Annotated in this window: 12 protein-coding genes and 1 pseudogene; 8 read left to right on the top strand and 5 right to left on the bottom strand. The window is 38.3% G+C overall.

All coding sequences use genetic code 11. The features are described 5' to 3' along the window. Window positions 1–34 precede the first annotated feature (34 nt). The 4 genes and pseudogenes from Q4591_RS09840 to Q4591_RS09825 all read right to left on the bottom strand — a co-directional run. Window positions 35–319 (bottom strand): annotated as a pseudogene (locus tag Q4591_RS09840) (NADH oxidase); the annotation flags it as partial. A gap of 146 nt (window positions 320–465) precedes the next feature. Next, window positions 466–2778 carry a response regulator gene (locus Q4591_RS09835; protein ID WP_303460855.1) on the bottom strand — a complete coding sequence of 771 codons (2313 nt, stop codon included), beginning with the start codon at window positions 2776–2778 and terminating at the stop codon, window positions 466–468. Beyond that, on the bottom strand, window positions 2768–3784 hold the full coding sequence (locus Q4591_RS09830; protein ID WP_303460853.1) for a cytochrome-c peroxidase: 1017 nt from the start codon (window positions 3782–3784) through the stop codon (window positions 2768–2770). Before Q4591_RS09830 ends, Q4591_RS09835 begins: the two co-directional genes overlap by 11 nt. 2947 nt (window positions 3785–6731) lie before the next feature. After that, a complete protein-coding gene (locus Q4591_RS09825; RefSeq protein ID WP_303460851.1) occupies window positions 6732–7769 on the bottom strand; it encodes an SMP-30/gluconolactonase/LRE family protein in 1038 nt (345 codons plus the stop codon). 297 nt (window positions 7770–8066) lie between these two features. Between Q4591_RS09825 and Q4591_RS09820 the strand changes: the two genes are divergently transcribed. Continuing rightward, window positions 8067–9116, top strand: coding sequence for a UDP-glucose--hexose-1-phosphate uridylyltransferase (locus Q4591_RS09820; protein WP_303460849.1), 1050 nt, complete (start codon window positions 8067–8069; stop codon window positions 9114–9116). Between the two features lie 20 nt (window positions 9117–9136). Continuing rightward, window positions 9137–10294: a galactokinase gene (gene galK, locus Q4591_RS09815; protein WP_303460847.1), complete on the top strand. Its 1158-nt coding sequence runs from the start codon at window positions 9137–9139 to the stop codon at window positions 10292–10294. Window positions 10295–10396: 102 nt separating this feature from the next. Here the strand turns inward: galK and Q4591_RS09810 are convergent, their stop codons facing one another. Beyond that, window positions 10397–12391 (bottom strand): CRTAC1 family protein, encoded by a 1995-nt coding sequence (locus Q4591_RS09810; RefSeq protein WP_303460845.1) that lies wholly within the window; start codon window positions 12389–12391, stop codon window positions 10397–10399. 239 nt (window positions 12392–12630) lie between these two features. Here Q4591_RS09810 and Q4591_RS09805 point away from each other — a divergent pair, with 239 nt between their 5' ends. The 6 genes from Q4591_RS09805 (at window position 12631) to Q4591_RS09780 (ending at window position 22743) form a co-directional block, all read left to right on the top strand. After that, window positions 12631–13740 carry a mandelate racemase/muconate lactonizing enzyme family protein gene (locus Q4591_RS09805; protein ID WP_102519592.1) on the top strand — a complete coding sequence of 370 codons (1110 nt, stop codon included), beginning with the start codon at window positions 12631–12633 and terminating at the stop codon, window positions 13738–13740. Window positions 13741–13750: 10 nt separating this feature from the next. Continuing rightward, window positions 13751–14782, top strand: a complete 1032-nt coding sequence (locus tag Q4591_RS09800; RefSeq protein ID WP_102435832.1) for a zinc-binding dehydrogenase — start codon at window positions 13751–13753, stop codon at window positions 14780–14782. 12 nt (window positions 14783–14794) lie between these two features. Beyond that, a complete protein-coding gene (locus Q4591_RS09795) occupies window positions 14795–15559 on the top strand; it encodes an SDR family NAD(P)-dependent oxidoreductase (protein WP_102435830.1) in 765 nt (254 codons plus the stop codon). Between the two features lie 4 nt (window positions 15560–15563). Then, the gene (aldA, locus tag Q4591_RS09790; protein WP_102519619.1) at window positions 15564–17015 is read left to right on the top strand and encodes an aldehyde dehydrogenase; all 1452 of its coding nucleotides are present in this window, start codon (window positions 15564–15566) and stop codon (window positions 17013–17015) included. A 222-nt stretch (window positions 17016–17237) separates the two neighbouring features. Continuing rightward, complete coding sequence (locus tag Q4591_RS09785; RefSeq protein ID WP_303460838.1) at window positions 17238–19658, top strand: agarase; 2421 nt, start codon at window positions 17238–17240, stop codon at window positions 19656–19658. A 301-nt stretch (window positions 19659–19959) separates the two neighbouring features. Then, window positions 19960–22743: a TonB-dependent receptor gene (locus Q4591_RS09780; protein ID WP_303460915.1), complete on the top strand. Its 2784-nt coding sequence runs from the start codon at window positions 19960–19962 to the stop codon at window positions 22741–22743. Window positions 22744–22818: the final 75 nt, after the last annotated feature.

Raw genomic sequence — 22818 nt, 5'->3', positions numbered from 1 at the left:
CTTTTACTTATCTACAAAATAATCTACTTAAATATTACTGTCTTTGAGGTGTAATTAAGTACTTTTCACCAGTCGCTTGCTTAGCATAACCAGCTATCGATTTTAAATTCAAAACCTCAGCTAATGTCACTTCATGTGTGTAGTGACTTGCAAATGTTGTAGTAATTTCATCTGCGACACGTTTACGCATAGCGACGACCGTTTCAGTGCCGAGTTTACCCAGTGCATTAAATAATAAAAATCCATTAACACCCCAAGCAAAACCGAAGTTACGGTTAAGCGTAATAGGTCCACGGTTTAATGCGCCGTAAATGTAAATATTTTTAAGTTTATTGAAATTTATAGCTGTTTCAGCAAACGTTCCAATTGAATCTGTATAGTGGTTAAGAATCTCCAATGAAGTTACATAGGACGAATACTTAATGATAAAATCTGCCTAAGCATGTAACCAATATCAGTCGTTCATTACATCAAACAATAAAAATCGGATAATACCTCTCGTATTTTTTCAATTTCATAAGGTTTCCCTAAATGACCATTCATGCCTATTTTCTTATAATATTCAATGTCACCTTCTGTGATATTTGCTGTTAAGGCAATAATATTTAAATCATCTGCACTATAGCTTTTACGTAGTTCTATAGTAGCTTCTTTACCATCCATTATTGGCATTTGAATGTCCATTAATACAACACGATAATTTTTCTTCATTATCAATTCGATTGCCGAGCGACCGTTTTCTGCTAAATCAACATGAAAGCCCAACTTCGTTAATAGTTTTTTGGCTATCAACTGATTTATTTTATTATCTTCAACTAGTAAAATACTATTTTTACCTTTAACAAGCTGATTACTTTCACTTTTGTAAGCTTCTGAATTTTCCTTTAAAAACGATAGAGGGGTATCAATGTTACTATTAAGATTAATTGTTTTACTTAATGACAAAAAGGTTAACGGTTTAGCTAAATATAAAATTGTGCTCTCTACTGGTGCATGTTTTTCGATGTATGCTTGACTATAGGCACTGCATATAACTAATGTTTCCGGACAACAATTTTTAGTCTTTATTTCATTAATAAAATCTAATCCAGTTTCGCCATCTAAACTCCAATCAACCAAAGCTATATCGAATCTATTTTGCTGGCAAAGATTAATTGCTTCTTTTACGCTACTTGAAACTTTAACAGTTGAGCCAATAGCTTCTGCCATTTTTTGTATCACATTTTGTGTAACTTTATTATTTTCAAGCAATAATAAATGTTTACTATTCCGCTGTATTAGGTTTAAATTTCCTTTATTTTCATCGACTAATCCTAACGGTAAGGTTACGCGAAATGTTGAGCCATGTGCTAGTTTACTCAAGACATTTATTTCACCATCCATTAAATCGACAAGTAATTTACTAATTGCAAGACCTAATCCTGAACCGCCATATTTTCTCGTAGTCGATTGATCTGCTTGTGAGAATCGTTCGAATAGTTTTGACTGTTGTTCATCTGATAAACCTATTCCAGTATCTTTTATTTCATAAATAATTGTTTGTGACTGCTCATTATCATTCCCCAATGAAGCCTTGAAAATAACATGACCTTCCTCAGTAAATTTTATTGCATTTGATAGCAAGTTTAATAAAATCTGATTCACTCTGACTGGGTCACCCATTATTTCTAATGGTATATCCGGCGATATATCAAAAATCAACTCGATACCTTTGTCTTCCGCTACCATGCCAAGCATCATGATAAGATTATCGATTAATTTATTATGCTCCCAAGGTATATTTTCAATTGTTAACTTACCAGATTCAATTTTAGAAAAGTCTAAAATGTCATTAATTATTACTAACAATGAATCTGCTGAGAACTTAACTTTCTCAAGGTAATTACGTTGTTCTTGATTTAACTCAGTTTGTAATGTCAATTCAACTAAACCGATAACGCCAGTCATTGGCGTTCTAATTTCATGTGACATATTAGCTAAAAATTGTGTTTTGACTTCTACAGCTTTGCGATGTAATTCAGATGTTTCTTCTAAAGCGTATTGATGACGTTTAATAATTATTATAAAGAGGAACAGTAAAGGAAATAAAGAACAAAAAAAGGTAACAATCTGATTGAATTGTATATTTTCAATATCTTTATTTAGTAGGTCTAACTCTTCTATAATCGAGTCAACTACCCTCATATCAATAAGCCTTTGCCGATAATGAGCGGTTAATTCGTGGTTTTCTAATATGAATACACTGTGCAACTTAACTAACTTTAAATATTGATAATTTTCAACTTGGCCATCCTCTGTAATATCTAATAATTTTCTAAGTGAGGATTCATCTTTTTTATTTGGTAAAGTCAATAACGAAAATATTTGTAAACGTATAGCATTTATAATTTGTATAATATTTTTATCATCTACGTTAGGTTTTTGAGCTATTAATCTTAGAGAAGTCTTCATCGTACTGGCTAACTGTATGTAATCTAATGAGTTTTCTTTATACTCGTTTAGTAAGCCATCAAATTTATTATTAAGCCTCACCTTTAATAGTATAGATTCAATTTCAAATTGTATTTGAGCTAGTTTATCATAGTGCTGCTGGTCACTAAAATTTGCATTTAGTAGCTGTACTTTATGCTGAGGTATTAACAGTTCAAGTTGTTGTAAGGGTTTTACTTTTATTTCTTTTTCTTTGTTTTCTTGAATAGAAATAACCCATAAAGTAGAAAACATTGTAAATAAAAACAAGCATGTAAACTCAGGAATATATTTTAAATTAATCATCATAATTTACCTCTATTACTTGAGAGGTAAATGCATGTAATAGTGCCACTATATCGTCAAGCTCTGAATCAGTTAACTGCCTGCCCAACTGAGAGCTAGCCATAATACGAACTGCTTCTGTTAAGCTTTCAACTGCACCATTATGAAAGTATGGCCCAGTTACAGTAATATTCCGGAGGCTAGGTACTTTAAAGACATACTTATCTTTATCAAGACCCGTGACTTCAAATTTACCTAAATCTAATGTTAATTTTTTGGGTATTGTATTTATTCTTCCTAATTTCTGAAAAATATTACCGCCTATATTTCTTCCTTGATGGCAAGTACTACAGCCATAATTGATAAAGTAATTTAAACCTCTCTTTTGTTGATCTGTTAAGGCAGTTTTATCCCCTAATAAATACCTATCAATTGGTGCATTCGGTGTAATTAAAGATTCTTCAAAAGTAGTAATTGCTTTGATAATATTTTCAGATGTTATGCCCTCATAGCTTAAGTCTTGAAATGTTTCGCTAAAATAACTATCTTGTTTAAGCTTTTTAATTATCTCAGGCCAAGTAGAACCCATTTCAACCGGGTTATGAATTGGACCTTCGATTTGCTCTCTAAGTGAGGCAGCTCTACCATCCCAAAATTGTCTAAAATTAAATACGGAATTAAGTACGGTGGGGGAGTTACGTACACCTTGCCCATTATTTACTCCAATTGATACAGGAAAACTGTCGTCACCTCCAAAGTCCAATAAGTGGCATGATGAGCAAGAGATTGTATTATTTTTAGATAACAAAGGACTATGAAATAGCGCTTTACCGAGGATTAACCACTGTTTATCAATTTCTAGTCTGCGTGGAATTGGCTGAATAGGGCTATCAACTTTCTCAAAATAGTAGTGAGTTTTTGTATGTGACTTTTCTGCTTTTTTTCCTATCGTTGCCATGTACACAGTTGCAGGAACTACTGAGCAAATCAGAATGCCAGAAATTATCAATATATAATATTTTTTGTACATAACGAGTGTCTTAATCCCTTAAGTATTTAGCTAGAACAAAAAGCTATCACTAACGTTATTATATAATAGTTCAATATTTGAAATATTGTTTGTATACATATCAAAAAAGGTAAATTAATTACTCCAATTCTCATAAATTGTATTACCTATGAGTCCGAAGTGGCACTATACATTTAGCCATAGATATGAGGTTATCAGCCTTTATCTTTTGCTTTTTTTAGTTAAGTCGCTCACTCTATTTTGTACAAAGGGGTTAGGGGACTTAACAGTTATTGTTTGATTCATTCCACGAAAAGCTAGCTTCTAATATTGTCAATTTCAGTTTGCTTTGACCCAACACAAATAGAAATAAAACCAATTAATTACTTTGTACAATATATGATTAGAGATGAGCTTTGATACTGTTATTTAAGGTAATCAAAATCCCAATAGAATTACAGATGATTAAACGAATGCTGTAATAACTTAAAAAATAAACTAACGAGTATCTTTGTCGCGCTATATAATTTTTATGTACCAGGGAAATGACTCCTGAGAGTCTGTGAGGCTATGTGTTTTGGCAATTTATGCACCTCTGTTTAAATTATACAGGCCAAGTCCTTAGTAAAAGTCGCAGATTTCACGTAGCGACGCCTAATTATTAAGCATTTTCTTGTTCGAGTTAGCTTGTTTAATAATTGTCTTTTTATCTAAATACTAAACTGTTATTTATTATCTATAAATTTCATACACTTAATGTTAACTAGTATTAATAGGTAATGATATTCAGTTTATAAAGAACACCAGAAAACATGCTTCATTAACTTTAGTGTCAGTTTTTGTGTAGTAAATCAATACATGTATGCGGAGTTAACAGCTTACTATATGTTTTCAGTTCGATCTGTAGTTATCTTGCTGAGGGCATAGTTATTGGTACAAGGGCAAATAAAAATCTCATTGCGCAGTAAAATCTCGATCTAAGTGGCAGGGCTTGAAAAAATTTTTTATTATAACTAAACGTTTAAATGCTATTTAACTTATATGACTTTGATGACTGCTTCATAGTAGCAATAAAGTTCCAAAGCATTGTTTATATACAAATTAATTTTATATTTAAATTAATAAATGATCATAAAGTTCATGAACTTGCATGTAGTGAGCATTTTAATCATGGATCTAACGGTAGTAGTTCATGAACTAAATGCTGGAAAGGCGAACACAACTCATAATGCTGAAATAGTAAACAACTAACTCTTCTCGTATTAGTCATATTTTTCACTACTTCGTGATGAATTGTGATGAATTCTATTATGTATCGCTCTATTTGATTGATTTTTAACTCCTTAAGCAAGAGGCACTCAAAGCCTAACATTAGTTAAACTAATTAATCTAGTTCTCCCTCACGATGAAATCGGTTGATTGTCTGTAGTGGCCAATTGAAATTGGCCACAGGTATAGAGCTTATCCATACTTTGGGTAAGCTGAAATGCCATGATTACCCAAAGTCCTAACACGAAAATGTCCAGAAGTAAGTTAAGGCGTAACGCGTTATTCCCCCCAAAACGTGTTTAAGATTGATATTCCTTGGGTAACACTGGTTGTGTTTCCCCCTCAAAAATAGATTACCACCTCCAATTGAATGGCCAGATTTGATAAGCCACTACATTCTGTTAAGTCATTACATTAATGAGGTTTTAAGCTAATACATAAAATGTGTTACATAAAACATGTATTTTTTTAAGGAGTGTGTAGTGGCATAGTGAATCTGGCCACTGATTTGCAGTTGAACGCACTCTTAGAATAGAAAACTTATCGTAAATTTTTCAAGATTACATTAATTAGTAACTCGGAAATGTCCATAAATGAGTTAGTAGCTTGACTAATTTAAAGAATTCTATGCACGGAATTACCATGTTTAATCATTAAGAAAGTTGACTTTTTTGCCATTCAGAAATATAGTCAATCTTAGTTAGCAATTGCAGCTTCTATTTACACTATTTAATTGCAAGTAATTGAAACTAAACGACTAACTTTAAATTTAATACGGAAGCCTTGGGTTCAAATCCCTATCCCTCCGCCATATTAAATGAGAAAGCCTTATCAGAAATGATAAGGCTTTTTTGTATTTGTAGCATTTGAACCCAGGGTTCCTGTTTATAAGAGCACTATCCCTTTGCCATATTGAACGAGTAAGCTTGATCAGAAATGATAAGGCTTTTTTATATTTGTAGCATTTGAACTAGGGTTCCTCTTTATTACAAGCAAGCTATCCCTCCGCCATATTAAATATGAAAAAAGCCGTTGATTATCTACGGCTTTTTTTGTTTTTGGCGTTAGAGAGGCTTTCCAACAGGATTGACTCAGACAATGTACCTGCTTTTTACATTAGCAGAGCCCCCAATAACGTGTACTACACACGTATCTGCTTAGCCTAATCCTTATGCGATAATGCGCTCTAAAAATACCACCTAGCATTGAGAGACAAACGCTTGTAAACGTGAGGCTTATTTTATGTACTATATGGAAAAGTTAGAAAACTGGTGCGTGCTCCACTTCTAGTCAAAGGTAGTCTTCGTAGTTCGCCAGCGATGAATAAAGCTTTAAATAACTCTGCAACAGACCTTATTGGTATTGCACGAAGGATGGCCGTCGATTCAGACTTACCAATGAATTAATTGCAAAGCCAACTTATGGAATGCCCCTGACCGGACAGGCAACTGGTAAGCCTGCATTAGACATAATAGCTTTGGTTTGAACTGGTATTAACACCAAATGTGACCTTTAACAGCCGGTAAAGAGAGCGTTCCTAAATAAAGTGCGTTGAGTGTGGTATTTAAAATCGTTTTGGGGTCGGGCAGGTATGTGTTTAAGAAACGCAGGGCGTAATCGATTAAGCCAGCAACAGAACTGGGCTTTATGAAGTTCTGTTGCTGGCGATCAGCTAAGTTTTAGCGTTAATAAACTGTGGTTATTGATTAAGTTTGATTGCTAATAATTGATGATGGGCTGTTATATAAAGCATTGAGTAGTCTTCATTAAAGGCGACATTGGCAGCAATACTGGGTAAATTTATACGGGCCAGTAATTTTCCTGACGGGTTAAATAAAAATATGCCTTTTGGCCCTGTAGCAAAGATAATTCCGCTTTGGTGTATTTTTAGGCCGTCCGGTAAACCGTGTGAGTCATCTCTAACAGCAGATAACTCATAAAACACCTTTTTATTCATAACCAGCAAGTTTTCATCAAGTTGGTACTGATACCATGTCGGTTTGCTGGGATCAGATGCCGCAACATATAATGTGCGTTGATCGGCTGAAAGGGCTATGCCGTTAGGGTAGAGGATACTATCGTCGATTAGTGTTAGCTGTTTATTTTTATCTAACTTGTACACGCCTTGAAAACTCAGCTCTTTGGCTGGGTCATTTAGTTTGCCTACTAAACCATAAGGTGGATCGGTAAATAATAAGCTACCGTTACTGGCTAACACGCCGTCATTAGGACTATTCAGGCGTTTACCTTGAAAAGAATCGGCTAAAACCTCGTATTCACTACGCGGCATGTTTAATGTACTGCGCATTTTTGCAATTTGGCGACTGCGAGACTGCATTAATATTAAGGTTTTGTTTTGGCTAATAACTAATCCGTTAGAAAACCCACTGTTCTCTAAATACTCAGTTAACCCATGTTGGTGATGATACAGATATACAATATTTTTAGGAATATCTGAAAAGAGTAACCCGTTATTTCTGACTGACCACACTGGTCCTTCAACCCATTCAAACCCATTGGCTAATACGTTAATTGGTTGGCTGGTATCTAAAACACTTAATGCTTCGTTTGAGTAAATTGTATAAATATCAGACTGTATTTTTGATGCTTTACTTTTAGAAAATGGCTTTTGTTCTAGTGTGTTGATATGCGCTTTATTGGCTGAAATGGTGCTTGAATTTGAACTGCAAGCCATTAAAAGTAAGCTGCTTATTATGATAAACGTCCCTTTACCCATCTAAACTCTCCTATTTTAACTTTTGTTATTTTTTATGGTGATGCTGTGTTTTTTACGATATTCACTATTTTGTGAGCAGTATTAATTGCATTAAGTTAATTGTTAACAATTTATGCGACCTGTGATAACTTATCACAATATGATCACATTTGAATAGTGAATTGAATTAGCCGATGCGGAAATGTATTGGTTAATTATTCATGGCAGGGAATAAGGACAAGTACCTATTTTTTGCTGCTTTATTAATCGCTTATTTTAAATGCTTTATTTTAATTGATAATTTTATAGAAGGTCATCATGCAGCAAGAAAATAGCTTATTTGATCCAACGGAGCACCCTCATCGACGCTACAACCCTATGACTGATGAATGGGTGCTTGTGTCTCCACATCGTGCCAAAAGACCCTGGCAGGGCCAAGTTGAAAAAGTGGATGAGCAGGATAAAGCAGCCTATGAATCAAAATGTTATTTGTGTGCGGGTAATGTACGAATTAATGGTGAAGTTAATCCTAAATATACTAAAACATTCGTATTTGAAAATGACTTTGCAGCCTTAAAAAAAGATACCGTCAAGGTTGAGCAAAATGATCCTCTATTTAAACTGAAAACCGAGCAAGGTGTTAGCAGGGTGATTTGTTTTTCACCTGATCACAGTAAAACATTACCCCAATTATCTATCAAAGAGTTAACTCATGTCGTTGAAGCATGGAAGCATCAAACTGAAGAGTTGGGTAAGCATTATCAATGGGTGCAAGTGTTTGAAAACAAAGGGGCTGTGATGGGATGCTCTAACCCGCATCCACATGGTCAAGTATGGGCACAAAATCAATTACCGACTTTGGCGCAAAAAAAGCAAAACGCGTTTAATCAGTATTATTCCGATCATAGCAGCAATCTGCTTGCTGATTATGTTGAACGTGAATTAGCAGAAAAAACGCGTGTTGTGGTTAGTAACAATGACTGGGTTGTGGTGGTGCCATATTGGGCGGCATGGCCGTTTGAAACCCTGTTATTACCCCGTTTCTCTATACAAAGAATGACTGAATTATCCCCAGAGAAGCAAGTTAGTCTAGCGGATATTGTTAAACAAATTACCACTCATTATGACAACTTATTTAATTGCTCGTTTCCTTATTCAATGGGGTGGCATGGTGCACCATTTGATGGAAAAGATCATCCAGAATGGACCTTGCATGGCAGTTTTTGTCCGCCTTTATTACGCTCGGCGACGGTGCGTAAGTTTATGGTGGGATATGAAATGATGGCTGAGTCGCAACGCGATCTTACACCAGAACAGGCTGCAGAACGATTAAGAAGCGTGTCTGCGGTTCATTATAAATCTAACTAGTTATAATTTGCAGGTTAACCATGAATAATGAATTAATAAATATAGTAAAACAAACTTTCTCACAGGTGTTTGGATATCAAGCTAGCCATGTTTTCCAAGCACCAGGAAGAGTGAACTTGATTGGTGAACATACTGACTATAACGATGGTTTTGTTTTACCTAGTGCCATTAATTTTGCCACTCTAGTGGCCGCGAGTCCCCGTGAAGATAATCGAGTACGAGTGATATCAGTTGATTATGATAATGCCGTAGATGAGTTTTTAATTGATGACGATATTAGTCAATCACCACAAACCTGGGCTAATTATATTCGCGGTGTGGTGAAGCATTTGCGCTTAAGAGGCTTAACCTTTAATGGTGCAGATATTGTGGTGAGCGGCAATGTGCCACAAGGGGCGGGTTTAAGTTCATCTGCTGCATTAGAGGTGGTTATTGGATTAACTTTTAAGTCGTTATTTGATTTACCGTTAACAGCGCAAGATATTGCTTTAAATGCCCAGCAAGCTGAAAATCAGTTTGTTGGTTGTAATTGCGGTATTATGGATCAGTTGATTTCAGCGCAGGCAGAAAAAGACCATGCTTTGCTCATTGATTGTCGTTCACTTGAAACCCAGTCGGTATTGATCCCTGATAATTGGCGAATTTTAATTATTAACTCTAATCAGAAACGTGGCTTAGTTGACAGCGAGTACAATACTCGACGTCAGCAATGTGAACAGGCCGCTGCATTTTTTGGGGTAAAAGCGTTACGTGATGTCAGTATTAGTCAATTTGAACAGCGTAAGCCAGGTCTTGCCACTATAACCGCTAAACGCGCACGACATATTATTACTGAAAATAAACGCACTGTAGATGCCGCTGAAGCATTACGTCAAAACAACATGCCTGTACTACAGCGTTTAATGGCAGAGTCGCACGCATCAATGCGCGATGACTTTGAAATTACAGCGCCTGAAGTGGATGCATTAGTAGACATTATGAAAACAGCTTTAGGGGAGTTAGGCGGCGTTAGAATGACGGGTGGCGGCTTCGGTGGCTGTGTCGTTTCAATATTACCAGAAAACATGATTGAACAAGTGGTTGAAGCGGTTAATGCACAATACACAAAACGCAGTAATTTAACGGCATCGATATTCATTTGTACAGCAGAGCAAGGGGCTCAACAGCTTTGTTTTTAGTATTTTCTGTGGCTTTGGGTTAGATAGTTATTCATTAAACAGCCCGATAATCATTGAGTTATCGGGCTGTTTTATTACTGATGAAATAGGAAATTTAACCGATTAATTTCCCACATTAATCCATTGACCTGCGGCAACGTCATGTTGTTGTAACTGGCTGTTATCTCGCCACGTCACGGTTATTGTTTTTACCTGATTTGCTTCACCCAAACCAAAGTGAGCTATGTTCATTAAGCTTTGAGAGTGTGCCGCGCTAATAGAGCCTACAGTAAATACTTGTTTGTCTATTTTTTCTATCGCTTGAGTGGCGGACTTTTGATGATATTCAATCACTACTTTTGCCCCTAATGGGTCAATACCAGAAGCGCTGTAACCTACATTCACATTAATAAAGTTGGCTTTACTGGCAGCTTGCGCAACACCTCCTAGGTTGTTAAACACCTGCCACTGACCGTTATCATCGTCACCACTAATGATGTCTACAAAACCGTCTTTATCAATATCGAACGCCGCGCCCATATCGCCATGGGCTTGAGAACCTAATGCAGTAGCGCCATGGCCTTCAACCTGAGTAAATTGACCTTGATTATTAAGCAGTAATATATCTTCAACTCGTTTATTAAGTTCACCAAATCGGTAAACAAAAAAGTCTGAATAGCTATCATTGTCAAAGTCTGCGCTGATTACTCCCCAATTGTTATGCTTAGATTGAGGAGGAAGCCTTGAAGATGCGTCTACAAAGCGGCCATTATCATTAACAAGTAATATGTCATCTACCCCTAACGCTTGTGGCTGCCAATCAGGCTGAATGGAGGTCACTCCAGTAATAGAAGCTCTGATATCCCAAGCAAGATTGTCGTTTAGTTTCCAATCCAGTCGCCATTGATGCTGGCCCTTATTTTCACCTTGTTGAATTTGCCCCACATAATGGATGTACCAGCCAGACTCGGTTATTGTCGGTTTGCCTTTGGCTAATTCAGGCGTCAAGGTAATGGATTTTTTTGGTGGATCGATTCGGGCATGATGTTGGCCAATAAACACCGGTAACTTGATAAGCTTTGGCCCACGAGGGAAATGATAAAAGTCGCCTAATGTAATGGGGCCTTGGCTGGTAAAACTAATACCGTCTTGGCTTTTATTACCTTCATCACGAATATCTAAGCGGGTGGTTTTTTTATCAAAAGAAAGCGCGTTATTAGCTATTTGATAATAAGACTTGCCTCGGGCTAAATATAAGTCTGTATCGCCATCATTTTCTATGTCAGTTTGGGCTATCGCAGTAACAAAGCCAACATCTTGCAAGTGAGCTGGTAAATACTGTTTCGTGGCATTTTCATATTGGCCATTGATTTTTCCTAGCCATATTTGTAGCGCTGAATAAGCATTAAAGGTAATTAAATCTGGATATTGATCATCATTTAATTGGCTTATCAAGATTTTTTCTGCATCAATGTCTTCAAATAATGGACTTGAATGATATTTGAATTGCCCATCCCCCTGATTAATAAATAACAAATTACGCGGTACATCTTCGGTTATCATTTTTTCTGCGTTAATTTGAATTAAGTCTAAATCACCGTCGTTATCGACATCTAACCAACGGGCTGAGCGTCCTCTTGCTCCCATATTTGCTAGCCCACTTTGTACTGTTACATCAACAAATTTACCTTGCTGCTGTTTGAATAAGCGCGGTGGTTTAGGTTGTGTACCATTACCGCCACCTAAAGTGATAATGACGTCAACCTCACCATCATTGTCATAATCAGCAGCGGAAATACCATGGACATCAGCTTGCGCAAACAAATGCGGTCCGCTGGTAAAAGTCCCCTTGTTACTGCCATAAAATAACTGAGTTGGCCATTGGTCATGGTTAGTTAGCAGCAAGTCATAATTGCCATCTCTATTTAAATCAACCGTTGCAGGGCCGCCATATTTCCAAGCTGGAAAAGAACTTAAGCGACTTTCTTGGGTTACCTTGGTAAACATCGGTGTAGGTGGAGCAGCTGCAAGTACATAATGATTATTCAATGCCATCATGCTAATTAGCCCAACAATTGAAATTCCATTCCGATGCTGAGTAAGTCGTTTGTTGTTCATAAAGTATCCTTTCCGTATTTTGTTAACATTAAACAATTTGTCTGTAAATGTAAATGGCTATTAATCATTCATGTTTAATTGGTGATGGCTCATTAGTAAGCAGTGTTTTGTTTGAAATGCGACGATTACTGAGTGAATTAATTTGTCCTTTGAAGTTAACTTAAGCTTTACATCAAAACCACACAAGTGTAGATTGTTAACAATAAATCGTAAAATATTATCTGATAGCGAGTCTCTATATGACCAACGAAGTGACAAGAATTGAAGCGATAAATGTTGAATACTATCAAGTGCCGTTAGCTGAAGTCCTTTCAGACGCTAAGCATGGTGATCATACCCACTTTGAACTCATTCTAATGCGTATTCGAACCGCTGATGGTTATGAAGGTGTAGGTTATACCTATACAGGTGGTAAAGGCGGGAGGGCTATTTATTCATTACTCAATGATGAAATGAAACCGTTGTTATTAGGTAAAGACGCAGCAGATATCATGGCTATATGGGATGAAATGCAGTGGCATTTTCATTATGTCGGTCGTGGTGGTTTATTGAGTTTCGCTATTTCAGCTGTTGATATCGCATTATGGGACATCAAATGTAAAAACTTAGACTTGCCACTTTGGAAAGTCGCTGGCGGTCATAGTAATACTGTCAATTGTTATGCTGGTGGCATCGACTTAAATTTTGACCAGCCCAAACTGCTTAATAATATTCAAAGTTATTTAGATCGCGGCTTTGAAGCAGTAAAAATCAAGGTAGGTAAAGCCGATTACAAAGAAGACGTAAGGCGCGTTGAAGCTGTTCGAGAGCTAATAGGTCAAGATCGTATCTTCATGGTTGATGCCAATTACTCAATGACGAAAGAGCAAGCAATCAGATTCTCTAATGCTATTACTCATTGCGACATTAAATGGTTTGAAGAGCCGACCATTCCAGATGATTATCAAGGTTATGCTGACATTGCTGATGCGACTAGTATCCCCCTCGCAATGGGAGAAAACTTACATACTATTCATGAGTTTACCTATGCAATCCAACAATCAAAATTAGGTTTTTTACAACCAGATGCTTCTAACATTGGCGGCATTACCGGATTTTTGATGGTGGCACAGTTAGCTTATGCCAATAATCTTCCTGTTTGTAGTCATGGCATGCATGAGTTACACGTGAGTTTGTTAGCGTCACAACCCCATTCTGGATATTTAGAAGTCCATTCATTCCCCATCGATGAATACACCACAACACCGCTAAAAATTGTTAACGGCAAAGCTGTTGCGCCGAATATTGCTGGTACCGGTGTTGTCTTTGACGATGCGTTATTAACACCCCATTTAAAAATGAGTTCATAAGGTAAATTATATGCAAGCTGCTCAATATATAGGTAACAAGTCATTCAAAATTATTGAGGCTTCACCAGTTGCTCCTGCAGACGATGAAGTTCGATTGAACGTAGGTTATGTTGGTATTTGTGGTACTGATATGCACATTTATCACGGCGTAATGGATCAACGTGTTAATCCGCCGCATACCATTGGTCATGAAATATCTGGCACCATCGCCGAGTTAGGCAAAAATGTCAGTGGATACAGCGTCGGTGAACGTGTTGTTGTGCGTCCGTTAGATTGGTGTGGTGATTGTCCTGCCTGTGATGCTGGCCATACGCATGTATGTCAAAATCTTAAGTTTATGGGGATTGATACTCCGGGCGCTTTTCAAAATTCATGGACTGTTAAATCGCGCACTTTGCACAAACTGCCCGCTAACGTAAGTTTGAAGCAAGGCGCGTTAATTGAACCATTGTCAGTGGCTTGTCATGATATTTCACGTTCACGTCTTAAAGCAGGTGAAAAAGCGGTTGTTATTGGTGGCGGTCCTATTGGTCAACTTGTTGCGTTAGTGGCTAAATCAGTCGGGGCTGAAGTGATCATTTCAGAGCCTAATGAAAGTCGCCGCAGCTTTTCAAATAAATTTGATATCCCAACGGTTAACCCAATCGAGCAAGACTTAGCAGAATACGTACAAGATTGGACAAATGGAAAGGGCGCAGATGTGGTCTTTGAAGTTTCTGGTGTACAACCTGCTGTCGATTCAATGGTTCAAGTAGCGGCAGTTAGAGGCCGTATTTGCATGGTGGCCATTCATGCTCAAAAACCACAAGTTGATTTATTCCAATTCTTCTGGAAAGAACTTGAGCTGCTAGGTGCACGAGTATACGAACATGCTGATTTTGATATGGCGATTGAACTTGTTGCTGCTGGTAAGATAGATTTAGAACCTTTCATCACATCTATCAGTGACTTAGAGAATATTAGTAATGCTTTTGCTAGTATGGATAATAATCCAATAGGTATGAAAGCACTGGTTTCATGCGAAGAAAAACTAAACGGTTAATAAGGTAACAAAATGCTTAATAAATTTGATTTAACAGGTAAAGTTGCCTTAGTCACGGGTTGCAGTCGCGGTATTGGTAAAGCAATGGCAGAAGCGCTCGCTGAAGCTGGCGCTGATATCATTGGTGTATCAGCAAGTCTTGCTGCATCAGGTTCTGATGTGGAAAAAAATGTTCAAGCGGCTGGTAAAAAATTCTATCCATATCAATGTGATTTTTCAGATAGACAAAGTCTTTATCACTTTATCGAAACAGTGAAAGCGCAGCATGCAAATATTGATATTCTAGTGAATAATGCGGGTTCTATATTACGCGAGCCAGCAACTGAGCATCGTGATGAATACTGGGATAAAATCATTGAGATAAACCTAAATTCTCAATTTATTTTAAGCCGTGAAATTGGCAAAGAAATGGTTGCACGTGGTGAAGGTAAAATTATTTTCACTGCTTCATTGTTAACATTTCAAGGTGGTATTACTGTTCCTGGTTATGCAGCAAGTAAAGGTGCAATTGGTCAGCTAACAAAAGCACTTGCAAACGAATGGGCTGGTAAAGGCGTTAATGTTAATGCTATTGCACCAGGTTACATTGCCACTGATAATACTGAAGCACTGCGTGATGATCCTGTGCGTTCTAAATCTATTTTAGATCGTATCCCACAAGGGCGATGGGGAACTCCTGATGATTTTAAAGGACCGACAGTATTTTTAGCTTCCGCAGCTTCTGATTATATGAATGGCGGTATTTTGTTGGTTGATGGCGGTTGGATGGGAAGATAAAGTCATGGAAATTAGAAATAACGTAAATTTTATTAATGGTGAGTACGTACCGTCAAAATCTGATGGCACTATTTCAGTATTTTCACCTAGTACTGGAGAGTTAGTCGGTGTTATTCCGCAAGGATGTGTTGATGATGCGCAAGATGCATTAGAAATTGCTCAGCAGGCTCAAAAGCTTTGGGCGAAAAAGACCCCGAGAGCACGTGCCGTTATCTTACGTAAATTTGCTGATGGTATACGAGCTAGCGCCGAATCATTAGCAGAGCTCTTAGTAAAAGAGCAAGGTAAATTGATTGATGTCGCCCGCATGGAGGTGAATGCCACTGCGACATTTGTTGAATATGCTTGTGATAATGCGTTGACCTTACAAGGTGATATTTTACCTTCTGATAATGAAAACGAAAAGATTTACATCCATAAAGTACCTAAAGGTGTTGTGGTTGCGATTACCGCGTGGAATTTTCCGTTAGCATTAGCTGGCAGAAAAATTGGCCCAGCATTGATAACGGGTAACAGTATTGTTGTTAAACCGACTCAAGAAACGCCCCTTGCAACGATGGAGTTAGGTCGTATTGCTAATGAAGCGGGTATACCACCAGGTGTACTGAACATCATTAATGGTAGTGGCTCTATTGTCGGCCAACATTTATGTGAAAGCCCTATTACAGAGCTGATAACCATGACGGGTAGTACCCGTGCTGGTCAAATTATCTATCAGGCCAGTAGCAAGCATCTCACGCCAGTGATGCTAGAACTTGGGGGCAAAGCGCCGTTTATTGTGATGGAAGATGCTGATTTAGATAAAGCCGTCGACGATGCCGTAGTTGCACGTTTTGCTAATTGTGGTCAGGTTTGTACCTGCGCAGAACGTCTATATGTTCACGCCGATGTTTATGATGCCTTTATTGCTAAATTCATCCCTAAAGTGCAAGCACTTAAAGTAGGTAACCCAATGGACCCAAGTTCTGATATGGGGCCAAAAGTTAATCAAAGTGAGATTAACAATATTCACAGCTTGGTTGAAAAAAGCATTAAACAAGGCGCGAAACTCGCTACCGGTGGGAAAATTGCTGAGGTTGCAGGTTTTGAAGGCGGAAACTGGTATGAGCCTACAGTGCTGGTAGATGTAGAGCAGAATAATATTTTGGTTCATGAAGAAACTTTCGGCCCAGTATTACCTATCATTAAAATTCACAGTATTGATGATGCTATTACTTATACCAACGATAGTGAGTATGGTTTGTCGGCGTATTTATACACCAAAAACTTGGCTTACATTCACCGCTCTATTGCAGAAATGGAAGTTGGCGAAGTATATGTTAATCGTGGGTTAGGGGAGCAACATCAAGGTTTCCATAATGGTTGGAAAATGAGTGGTGTTGGTGGTGAAGACGGTAAGTATGGTTTAGAGCAGTATGTTGAAAAGAAAACCGTTTATATGAACGAAGCTGAATAAAGTGATATTTGTTACCAAGCCTTGAGGGTTCTCCTCAAGGCTTCAATTTTTGAGTTAATTCATCCTGTTGTATTCCATCATTAACCATTTTGCACTGGCAAGCCAGTGCAATCGATTGTTGCAACTGTGATTTAGTATTCGGCAGGTATGAAGTGAAATTTTAAGGCGTTAATTAACCATTATCAGCGTAGTCGTTTTGCTGACTATATTGCAGGAGGCGATATGCCTGAACTATTTTTAAATAATGTTCCAATAAAGGTTTCAAATAACATTTCAAATAAAGCGCGTGCAGTGTGTGGCTTGCTTTTACTAGGGAGCCTAGCGACATTATTGGGCTGCAATAGCCATACTCCAGCAGAAGCCACAACAGCTAATACGTCTGAGACAGCCAAAGATACAGTTTCTAAGGCGGATAATGTCAATTTTGAACGTACGCTGTTCGACTTTGAAAATGCTGACCAATTACAAAACATCATTGGAAAAAATGCCCTGTTTTCCATAGTGAATAGCGGCAGCAATAATGCCCTTGAAGTTACCTTTCAATCTGAAGTTAATTATAAAGCCAATATTAGTTTACAGGCAACATCACCATGGGATATAAGCGGTCACCAAGATGTTGCCATTGCGGTGGACATTACTAATCATGCCGACGCATCAACGCCACTCTATGTTAAAGCGTTTGACTTAAACGACCACCAATCACGCAGTACGGTTATTCCGGCGTCTTCCTCCAAAACCTATTACATTGTGTTAAGTGGTGATGAGTTAGACCAAAATACCGGAATTCGTTCAAACCCTAAATATTGGCTCACAGACTATGAACAAATTGAATGGCGGGGTGGCAAAAAAGACCTAGATTTACACCACATAACAGCCTTTGAGTTTCAGGTTGGCGGCTCTTTAGTCGATAAACATCTTTCGTTTGATAATGTGCGCTTAATAACGCCTAAAGCGGTAATAAGTGATTATTTAGTCGGCTTGGTTGATCAGTTTGGTCAAAACGCAAAACAATATTTCAACGGCAAGGTGAATTCTGTTGAAGCATTACAACAGCGCAGTGCAAAAGAAATCGCCCTACTTGAAAAAGCCCCACGATTGGCCGATCGAAGTCAATTTAACGGCTGGATAAATGGTCCTAAACTAGCTGCAACAGGCTATTTTAGAGTGGATAAGTATCGAGATAAATGGACCTTAGTTGACCCCGAAGGCTATTTGTTCTTTTCAAATGGTATTGCCAATATACGCATGGCTAATACCTCAACTATTACCGGCTATGATTTTGATCCCGCGCTGATAAATATTAAGTTAGCCACTGACTTAACACCTGAAGACTCACTAGGATTGAACCAAGTTGACCATCAAGCCATACCCAGTCGTAAACTCGTCTCGGCACTACGCAGTGACATGTTTAGCTGGCTGCCAAGTTATGATGAACCCTTAGGGCAGAATTTTGGTTATCGTCGCAGTGTTCATACTGGGCCGGTACTTTCTGGGGAGACTTTTAGTTTTTATCGGGCAAATTTACAACGTAAATTTGCCGAAAATGACCCTGAAAAATTATTTAAAAAATGGAAAGATAATACTATTAATCGTATGCACAGCTGGGGCTTTACCTCATTTGGAAACTGGGTAGACCCCGGGTATTACCAAATGAATCGCTTACCATATTTTGCGAATGGTTGGATTATAGGTGACTTCAAAACGGTCAGCAGTGGTAATGATTATTGGAGCCCACTACCAGATCCTTTTGACCCAGTTTTTGCAGTACGTGCTAGAGCCACTATTGCGCAAATAGCCTTAGAAGTCGATAACAACCCTTGGTGTATTGGGGTATTTATTGATAACGAAAAAAGTTGGGGCATGATGGGCAGTACACAAAGCCAGTATGGAATTGTGATCAATACCCTAAGTCGTTCAACTGAAGACAGCCCAGCAAAAGCGGCGTTTGTTGATGCATTAAAGAGCAAGTATTTAACGATTGACTCTTTAAACAAGGCGTGGGAGCAAAAGTTCAGTTGGGATGATCTCATAAAAGGCGTGAGTTTAAAGAATATCAACGATGATGTTAGCGCTGATTTATCGATGCTACTTACCTTATATGCTGAACAATATTTTAAAACAGTGAGTTCGACCTTGAAGCAATATATGCCCAACCATTTATATATGGGGGCGAGATTTGCCAGTTGGGGGATGACGCCAGAGATCCGCGCGGCAGCGGCTAAATATGCTGATGTGATGAGTTATAACTATTATAACGAAGGCTTAGATAAAGGCTTTTGGGCCTTCTTAGAGGAAGTTAATCGGCCAAGCATTATTGGTGAGTTTCATAATGGTTCACTCGACTCAGGTTTGTTACACCCAGGCCTAGTGCCTGCACAATCTCAAGCTGATAGGGGCCTGATGTATCAAGAGTATATGAAAAGTGTCATCGAGAATCGATACTTTGTCGGTGCGCATTGGTTTCAATATATTGATTCGCCTTTAACCGGCAGAGCTTATGATGGCGAAAACTATAATGTCGGTTTTGTTTCGGTGACAGATAAACCTTATACCGAATTGGTAGATGCCGCGAAAGTTGTTAATAGCACTCTGTATAAAAAGCGTTTTAGTGAAGAAATAAAGTCAGTAAAAGACGTAAATTAGCCCAGTACGCCCTAAGTTAAATACTACTGACATTTTCAATCCTAACTATACCAATACCAGTGCTTATTACGGATAAAGATGGCTATTTATCTCTTTTTTTCATAGATATAAAAACACTTATCTACGCATTTTTGAGCGTCATTAAAAAGCATTAAAAATTGTCAACAATAAACAAACTTCAAAAAACTATTGACAGAGTGGTTAATAAATAGCTAGATTGTTAACAATTCGGTCACAAATGTGCGCTAATGCATGCGGTCGGATTAAGGCTTAAAATCCGATAACAAGAAGGTTTTTCATGATGAAAAATAAAAATTTCAGATTTAATTCTGTTTATTGTGCGATGTTGATAGCAGCAAGTGTTGGGGCACAAGCTGAGGAAGTTGACAGCGTTGATGGCAATAGTGCAGAAACCGCAGTGGAAGTTATTCAAGTTAAGGGTATTCGAAGTTCTCTGACTAAATCAGCTCAAACTAAGCGTTATTCTGATGGTGTGGTCGATGCAATCAGTGCTGAAGATATAGGTAAATTACCTGACACTAATTTAGCAGAGTCGCTGCAACGTATTGCTGGTGTTTCTATTGACCGTGCAAATAACGAAGGTAACAAGGTATCTGTTCGTGGTTTTGGGCCTGAATTTAACCTAGTAACCTTAAATGGTCGTCAAATGCCAAATTCATCTGCGCTGCAATCAGCAGGGGTTTCACGTAGTTTTAATTTTCGTGAGATTGCTGCTGAAAGTGTTTCTGGTGTAAACGTTTACAAAACCGGTAAAGCACACATCACCTCAGGTGGTATTGGCGCGACTATTGATATCGCTACAGCGCGTCCATTTGACTATGATGGTTTTAAGGCGTTTGTTAGTGCCAAAGGTATTTACGATACCAGCGTTGAAGAAGGAGATTCAGTCACGCCAGAAGTTTCAGGCATGATCAGCCAAACCTTTGCTGATGATAAAGTCGGTTTCTTATTATCAGCCTCTCACGCAGAACGAAATAGTCATACCGATTTAGTAGGGACAGATGGTTGGGTTAGAAACCGTAGCCGTGACAATGTAGATTTATCGGCCATTGATACTGATAGAAACCCAGAGCAAGCAATTTGGACGCCGTGGACGGCTAAAACAGAGCAACTGGATACCGAAAGAACGCGTCAAAATGCTCAAGCTGTTTTACAAATCCAGCCAATTGATTCAGTTGTTGCCACACTTGATTACACTATCTCTCGCTTTGAACAAACCAGTGTGACCAACCGTTCAGCGTTTTGGTTCGATAATCCAAGTGGATCTGCCGATGCTAATGGCACCTTGTGGAATCCTCGGGATCAAGACGATGAGTTAAACTTTTGGGCGTGGGAATATTACGAAGAAAAAGAAAATGATTCACTGGGTCTGAACATTGAATGGCAAGCAACGGATACTTTAAGTTTTGAGCTTGATATTCATGATTCAACTTCAGAGTCTAATCCTGATGGTCAAACCGCAGAGACATTAGCTAATTTAAAAAATCCATCTGGCTCAGTTGGCTTAATTGGCGCTAATTTTATTGGCGATATTCCCGAAATTATTGTTGATGACTCAAACTTACCAGGTGGGGCTTATAACAAAGACAACATCGTTTCTGATTTATATCAAAAACGAGGTTACTCAATGAAAAACAATGTTAAGCAATATCGTTTTTCAGGTAGTTGGGAAAATGCTGCATCAGACAGTGCATTAACCAAAATCAATTTCGGTATTATGAATACCGATTACACCATTGATACTCGTCTCAGTGAAGTGTTCTCGTTTGTAGACGTACCACTGGCGAATTTAGATTTAGCTTTTATGCCGTTAGGGGATACCGCGGATCAGTTCCCCGGCGCAGATAAGTTATTCCCGTTGATTTCACAATATGATGTTAATCAATTCATCGATATTGTCAAAAATGAAGGTAAGTTTGCCGAGCCGAATATTAAAACCAATGGCGTCAATGAAGAAACGTTAGCGGCTTATTTGTCATTTGATTTTGATACCGAGTTTAATGACATGCCAGTCAAAATGAATGTAGGTGTGCGTTACGAAGATACCGATGTGTCAGCTTATTCGGTTCAAAATGGTATTGTTGCGATGAATTATCGACATGATCAAGAATTGCGTCCTGTTTATGATGATGTCCCAACAGCAGATGAATTAAGCGGTAGCTATACTCGAATTTTACCTAATTTTGATTTCAATATGACGGTAACTGATGAGCTAGTAACGCGTTTTTCTTATAGCCGCACATTATCACGCGCTGGTGTTAGCGCCATGTTCCCGGCAACCAACGTTAATGCACGTCCGGGTGGACCATTTAACGCATCTCAGGGTAACCCAAACCTTTTACCTATCACATCGGATAACTTTGATTTGTCATTAGAGTGGTACTTCGATGATGGTAGCTTTGCTTCTGCCGGTTACTTTAAAAAGTATGTTGAAAACTTCATCGGTGCCGGTACTGAAAACCGCTCGATTAATGATGTTAATGGTCAGCCATTAACAGACCCAAGTGTCAACCCTCGTGCAGGGTGTCCTGATGCTGCTGATATACCAAATCCTGCATGTTTAGGCGTTGCGAAAGATCCTGTGATTACCTGGGAAGTTGCTACGCCTGACAATCTACAAAACCGTGAGGTTGATGGCTGGGAGTTAAATGCACAATACATGTTTTGGGATAGTGGCTTCGGTGCCGTGGCTAACTACACAATCGTAAACAGTGATGAGTCCTTTGACCCTTATAACTTCGATCAAACTATTGCACTGACCGGTTTAAGCGATTCAGGTAACTTGGTGGCATTTTATGAAAATGATAGCTTCCAAGCCCGTATCGCTTATAACTGGCGTGATGAGTTCTTGCTAGCGCTTGGTAATGAACCTACGTTTACTGAAGCTTATGGTCAACTTGATATGAGTGTGTCCTACGATATCAACGACACGTTTACTGTATCTGTAGATGGCCTTAATTTAACCGATGAAACGGTACGTCGATTCGGCCGCTTTGAAGAGCAATTATTGTCTGCAGAGCAATACGGGCCTCGCTTTACATTTGGTATAAGTGCCAAGTTTTAATCTTGGTGAGTACCTAGCTAATTGAGCCTCTGGCTGCTGCTTTTTGCAGCAGCCTTTTTAGCTTGTAGTAGATTT

This window comes from Shewanella sp. 3_MG-2023, assembly GCF_030548765.1.
In the GTDB taxonomy this organism is placed as follows: domain Bacteria; phylum Pseudomonadota; class Gammaproteobacteria; order Enterobacterales; family Shewanellaceae; genus Shewanella.
This window is presented reverse-complemented; position numbering and strand designations above follow the sequence as displayed.

What these genes read in the sequence shown, in the direction of transcription:
- Q4591_RS09780 (WP_303460915.1), top strand. Translation starts at nt 19,960, where the DNA reads ATGAAAAATAAAAATTTCAGATTTAATTCTGTTTATTGTGCGATGTTG.
- Q4591_RS09830 (WP_303460853.1), bottom strand. Translation starts at nt 3,784, where the DNA reads ATGTACAAAAAATATTATATATTGATAATTTCTGGCATTCTGATTTGC.
- Q4591_RS09800 (WP_102435832.1), top strand. Translation starts at nt 13,751, where the DNA reads ATGCAAGCTGCTCAATATATAGGTAACAAGTCATTCAAAATTATTGAG.
- Q4591_RS09835 (WP_303460855.1), bottom strand. Translation starts at nt 2,778, where the DNA reads ATGATGATTAATTTAAAATATATTCCTGAGTTTACATGCTTGTTTTTA.
- Q4591_RS09820 (WP_303460849.1), top strand. Translation starts at nt 8,067, where the DNA reads ATGCAGCAAGAAAATAGCTTATTTGATCCAACGGAGCACCCTCATCGA.
- Q4591_RS09825 (WP_303460851.1), bottom strand. Translation starts at nt 7,769, where the DNA reads ATGGGTAAAGGGACGTTTATCATAATAAGCAGCTTACTTTTAATGGCT.
- galK (WP_303460847.1), top strand. Translation starts at nt 9,137, where the DNA reads ATGAATAATGAATTAATAAATATAGTAAAACAAACTTTCTCACAGGTG.
- Q4591_RS09810 (WP_303460845.1), bottom strand. Translation starts at nt 12,391, where the DNA reads ATGAACAACAAACGACTTACTCAGCATCGGAATGGAATTTCAATTGTT.
- aldA (WP_102519619.1), top strand. Translation starts at nt 15,564, where the DNA reads ATGGAAATTAGAAATAACGTAAATTTTATTAATGGTGAGTACGTACCG.
- Q4591_RS09795 (WP_102435830.1), top strand. Translation starts at nt 14,795, where the DNA reads ATGCTTAATAAATTTGATTTAACAGGTAAAGTTGCCTTAGTCACGGGT.
- Q4591_RS09805 (WP_102519592.1), top strand. Translation starts at nt 12,631, where the DNA reads ATGACCAACGAAGTGACAAGAATTGAAGCGATAAATGTTGAATACTAT.
- Q4591_RS09785 (WP_303460838.1), top strand. Translation starts at nt 17,238, where the DNA reads ATGCCTGAACTATTTTTAAATAATGTTCCAATAAAGGTTTCAAATAAC.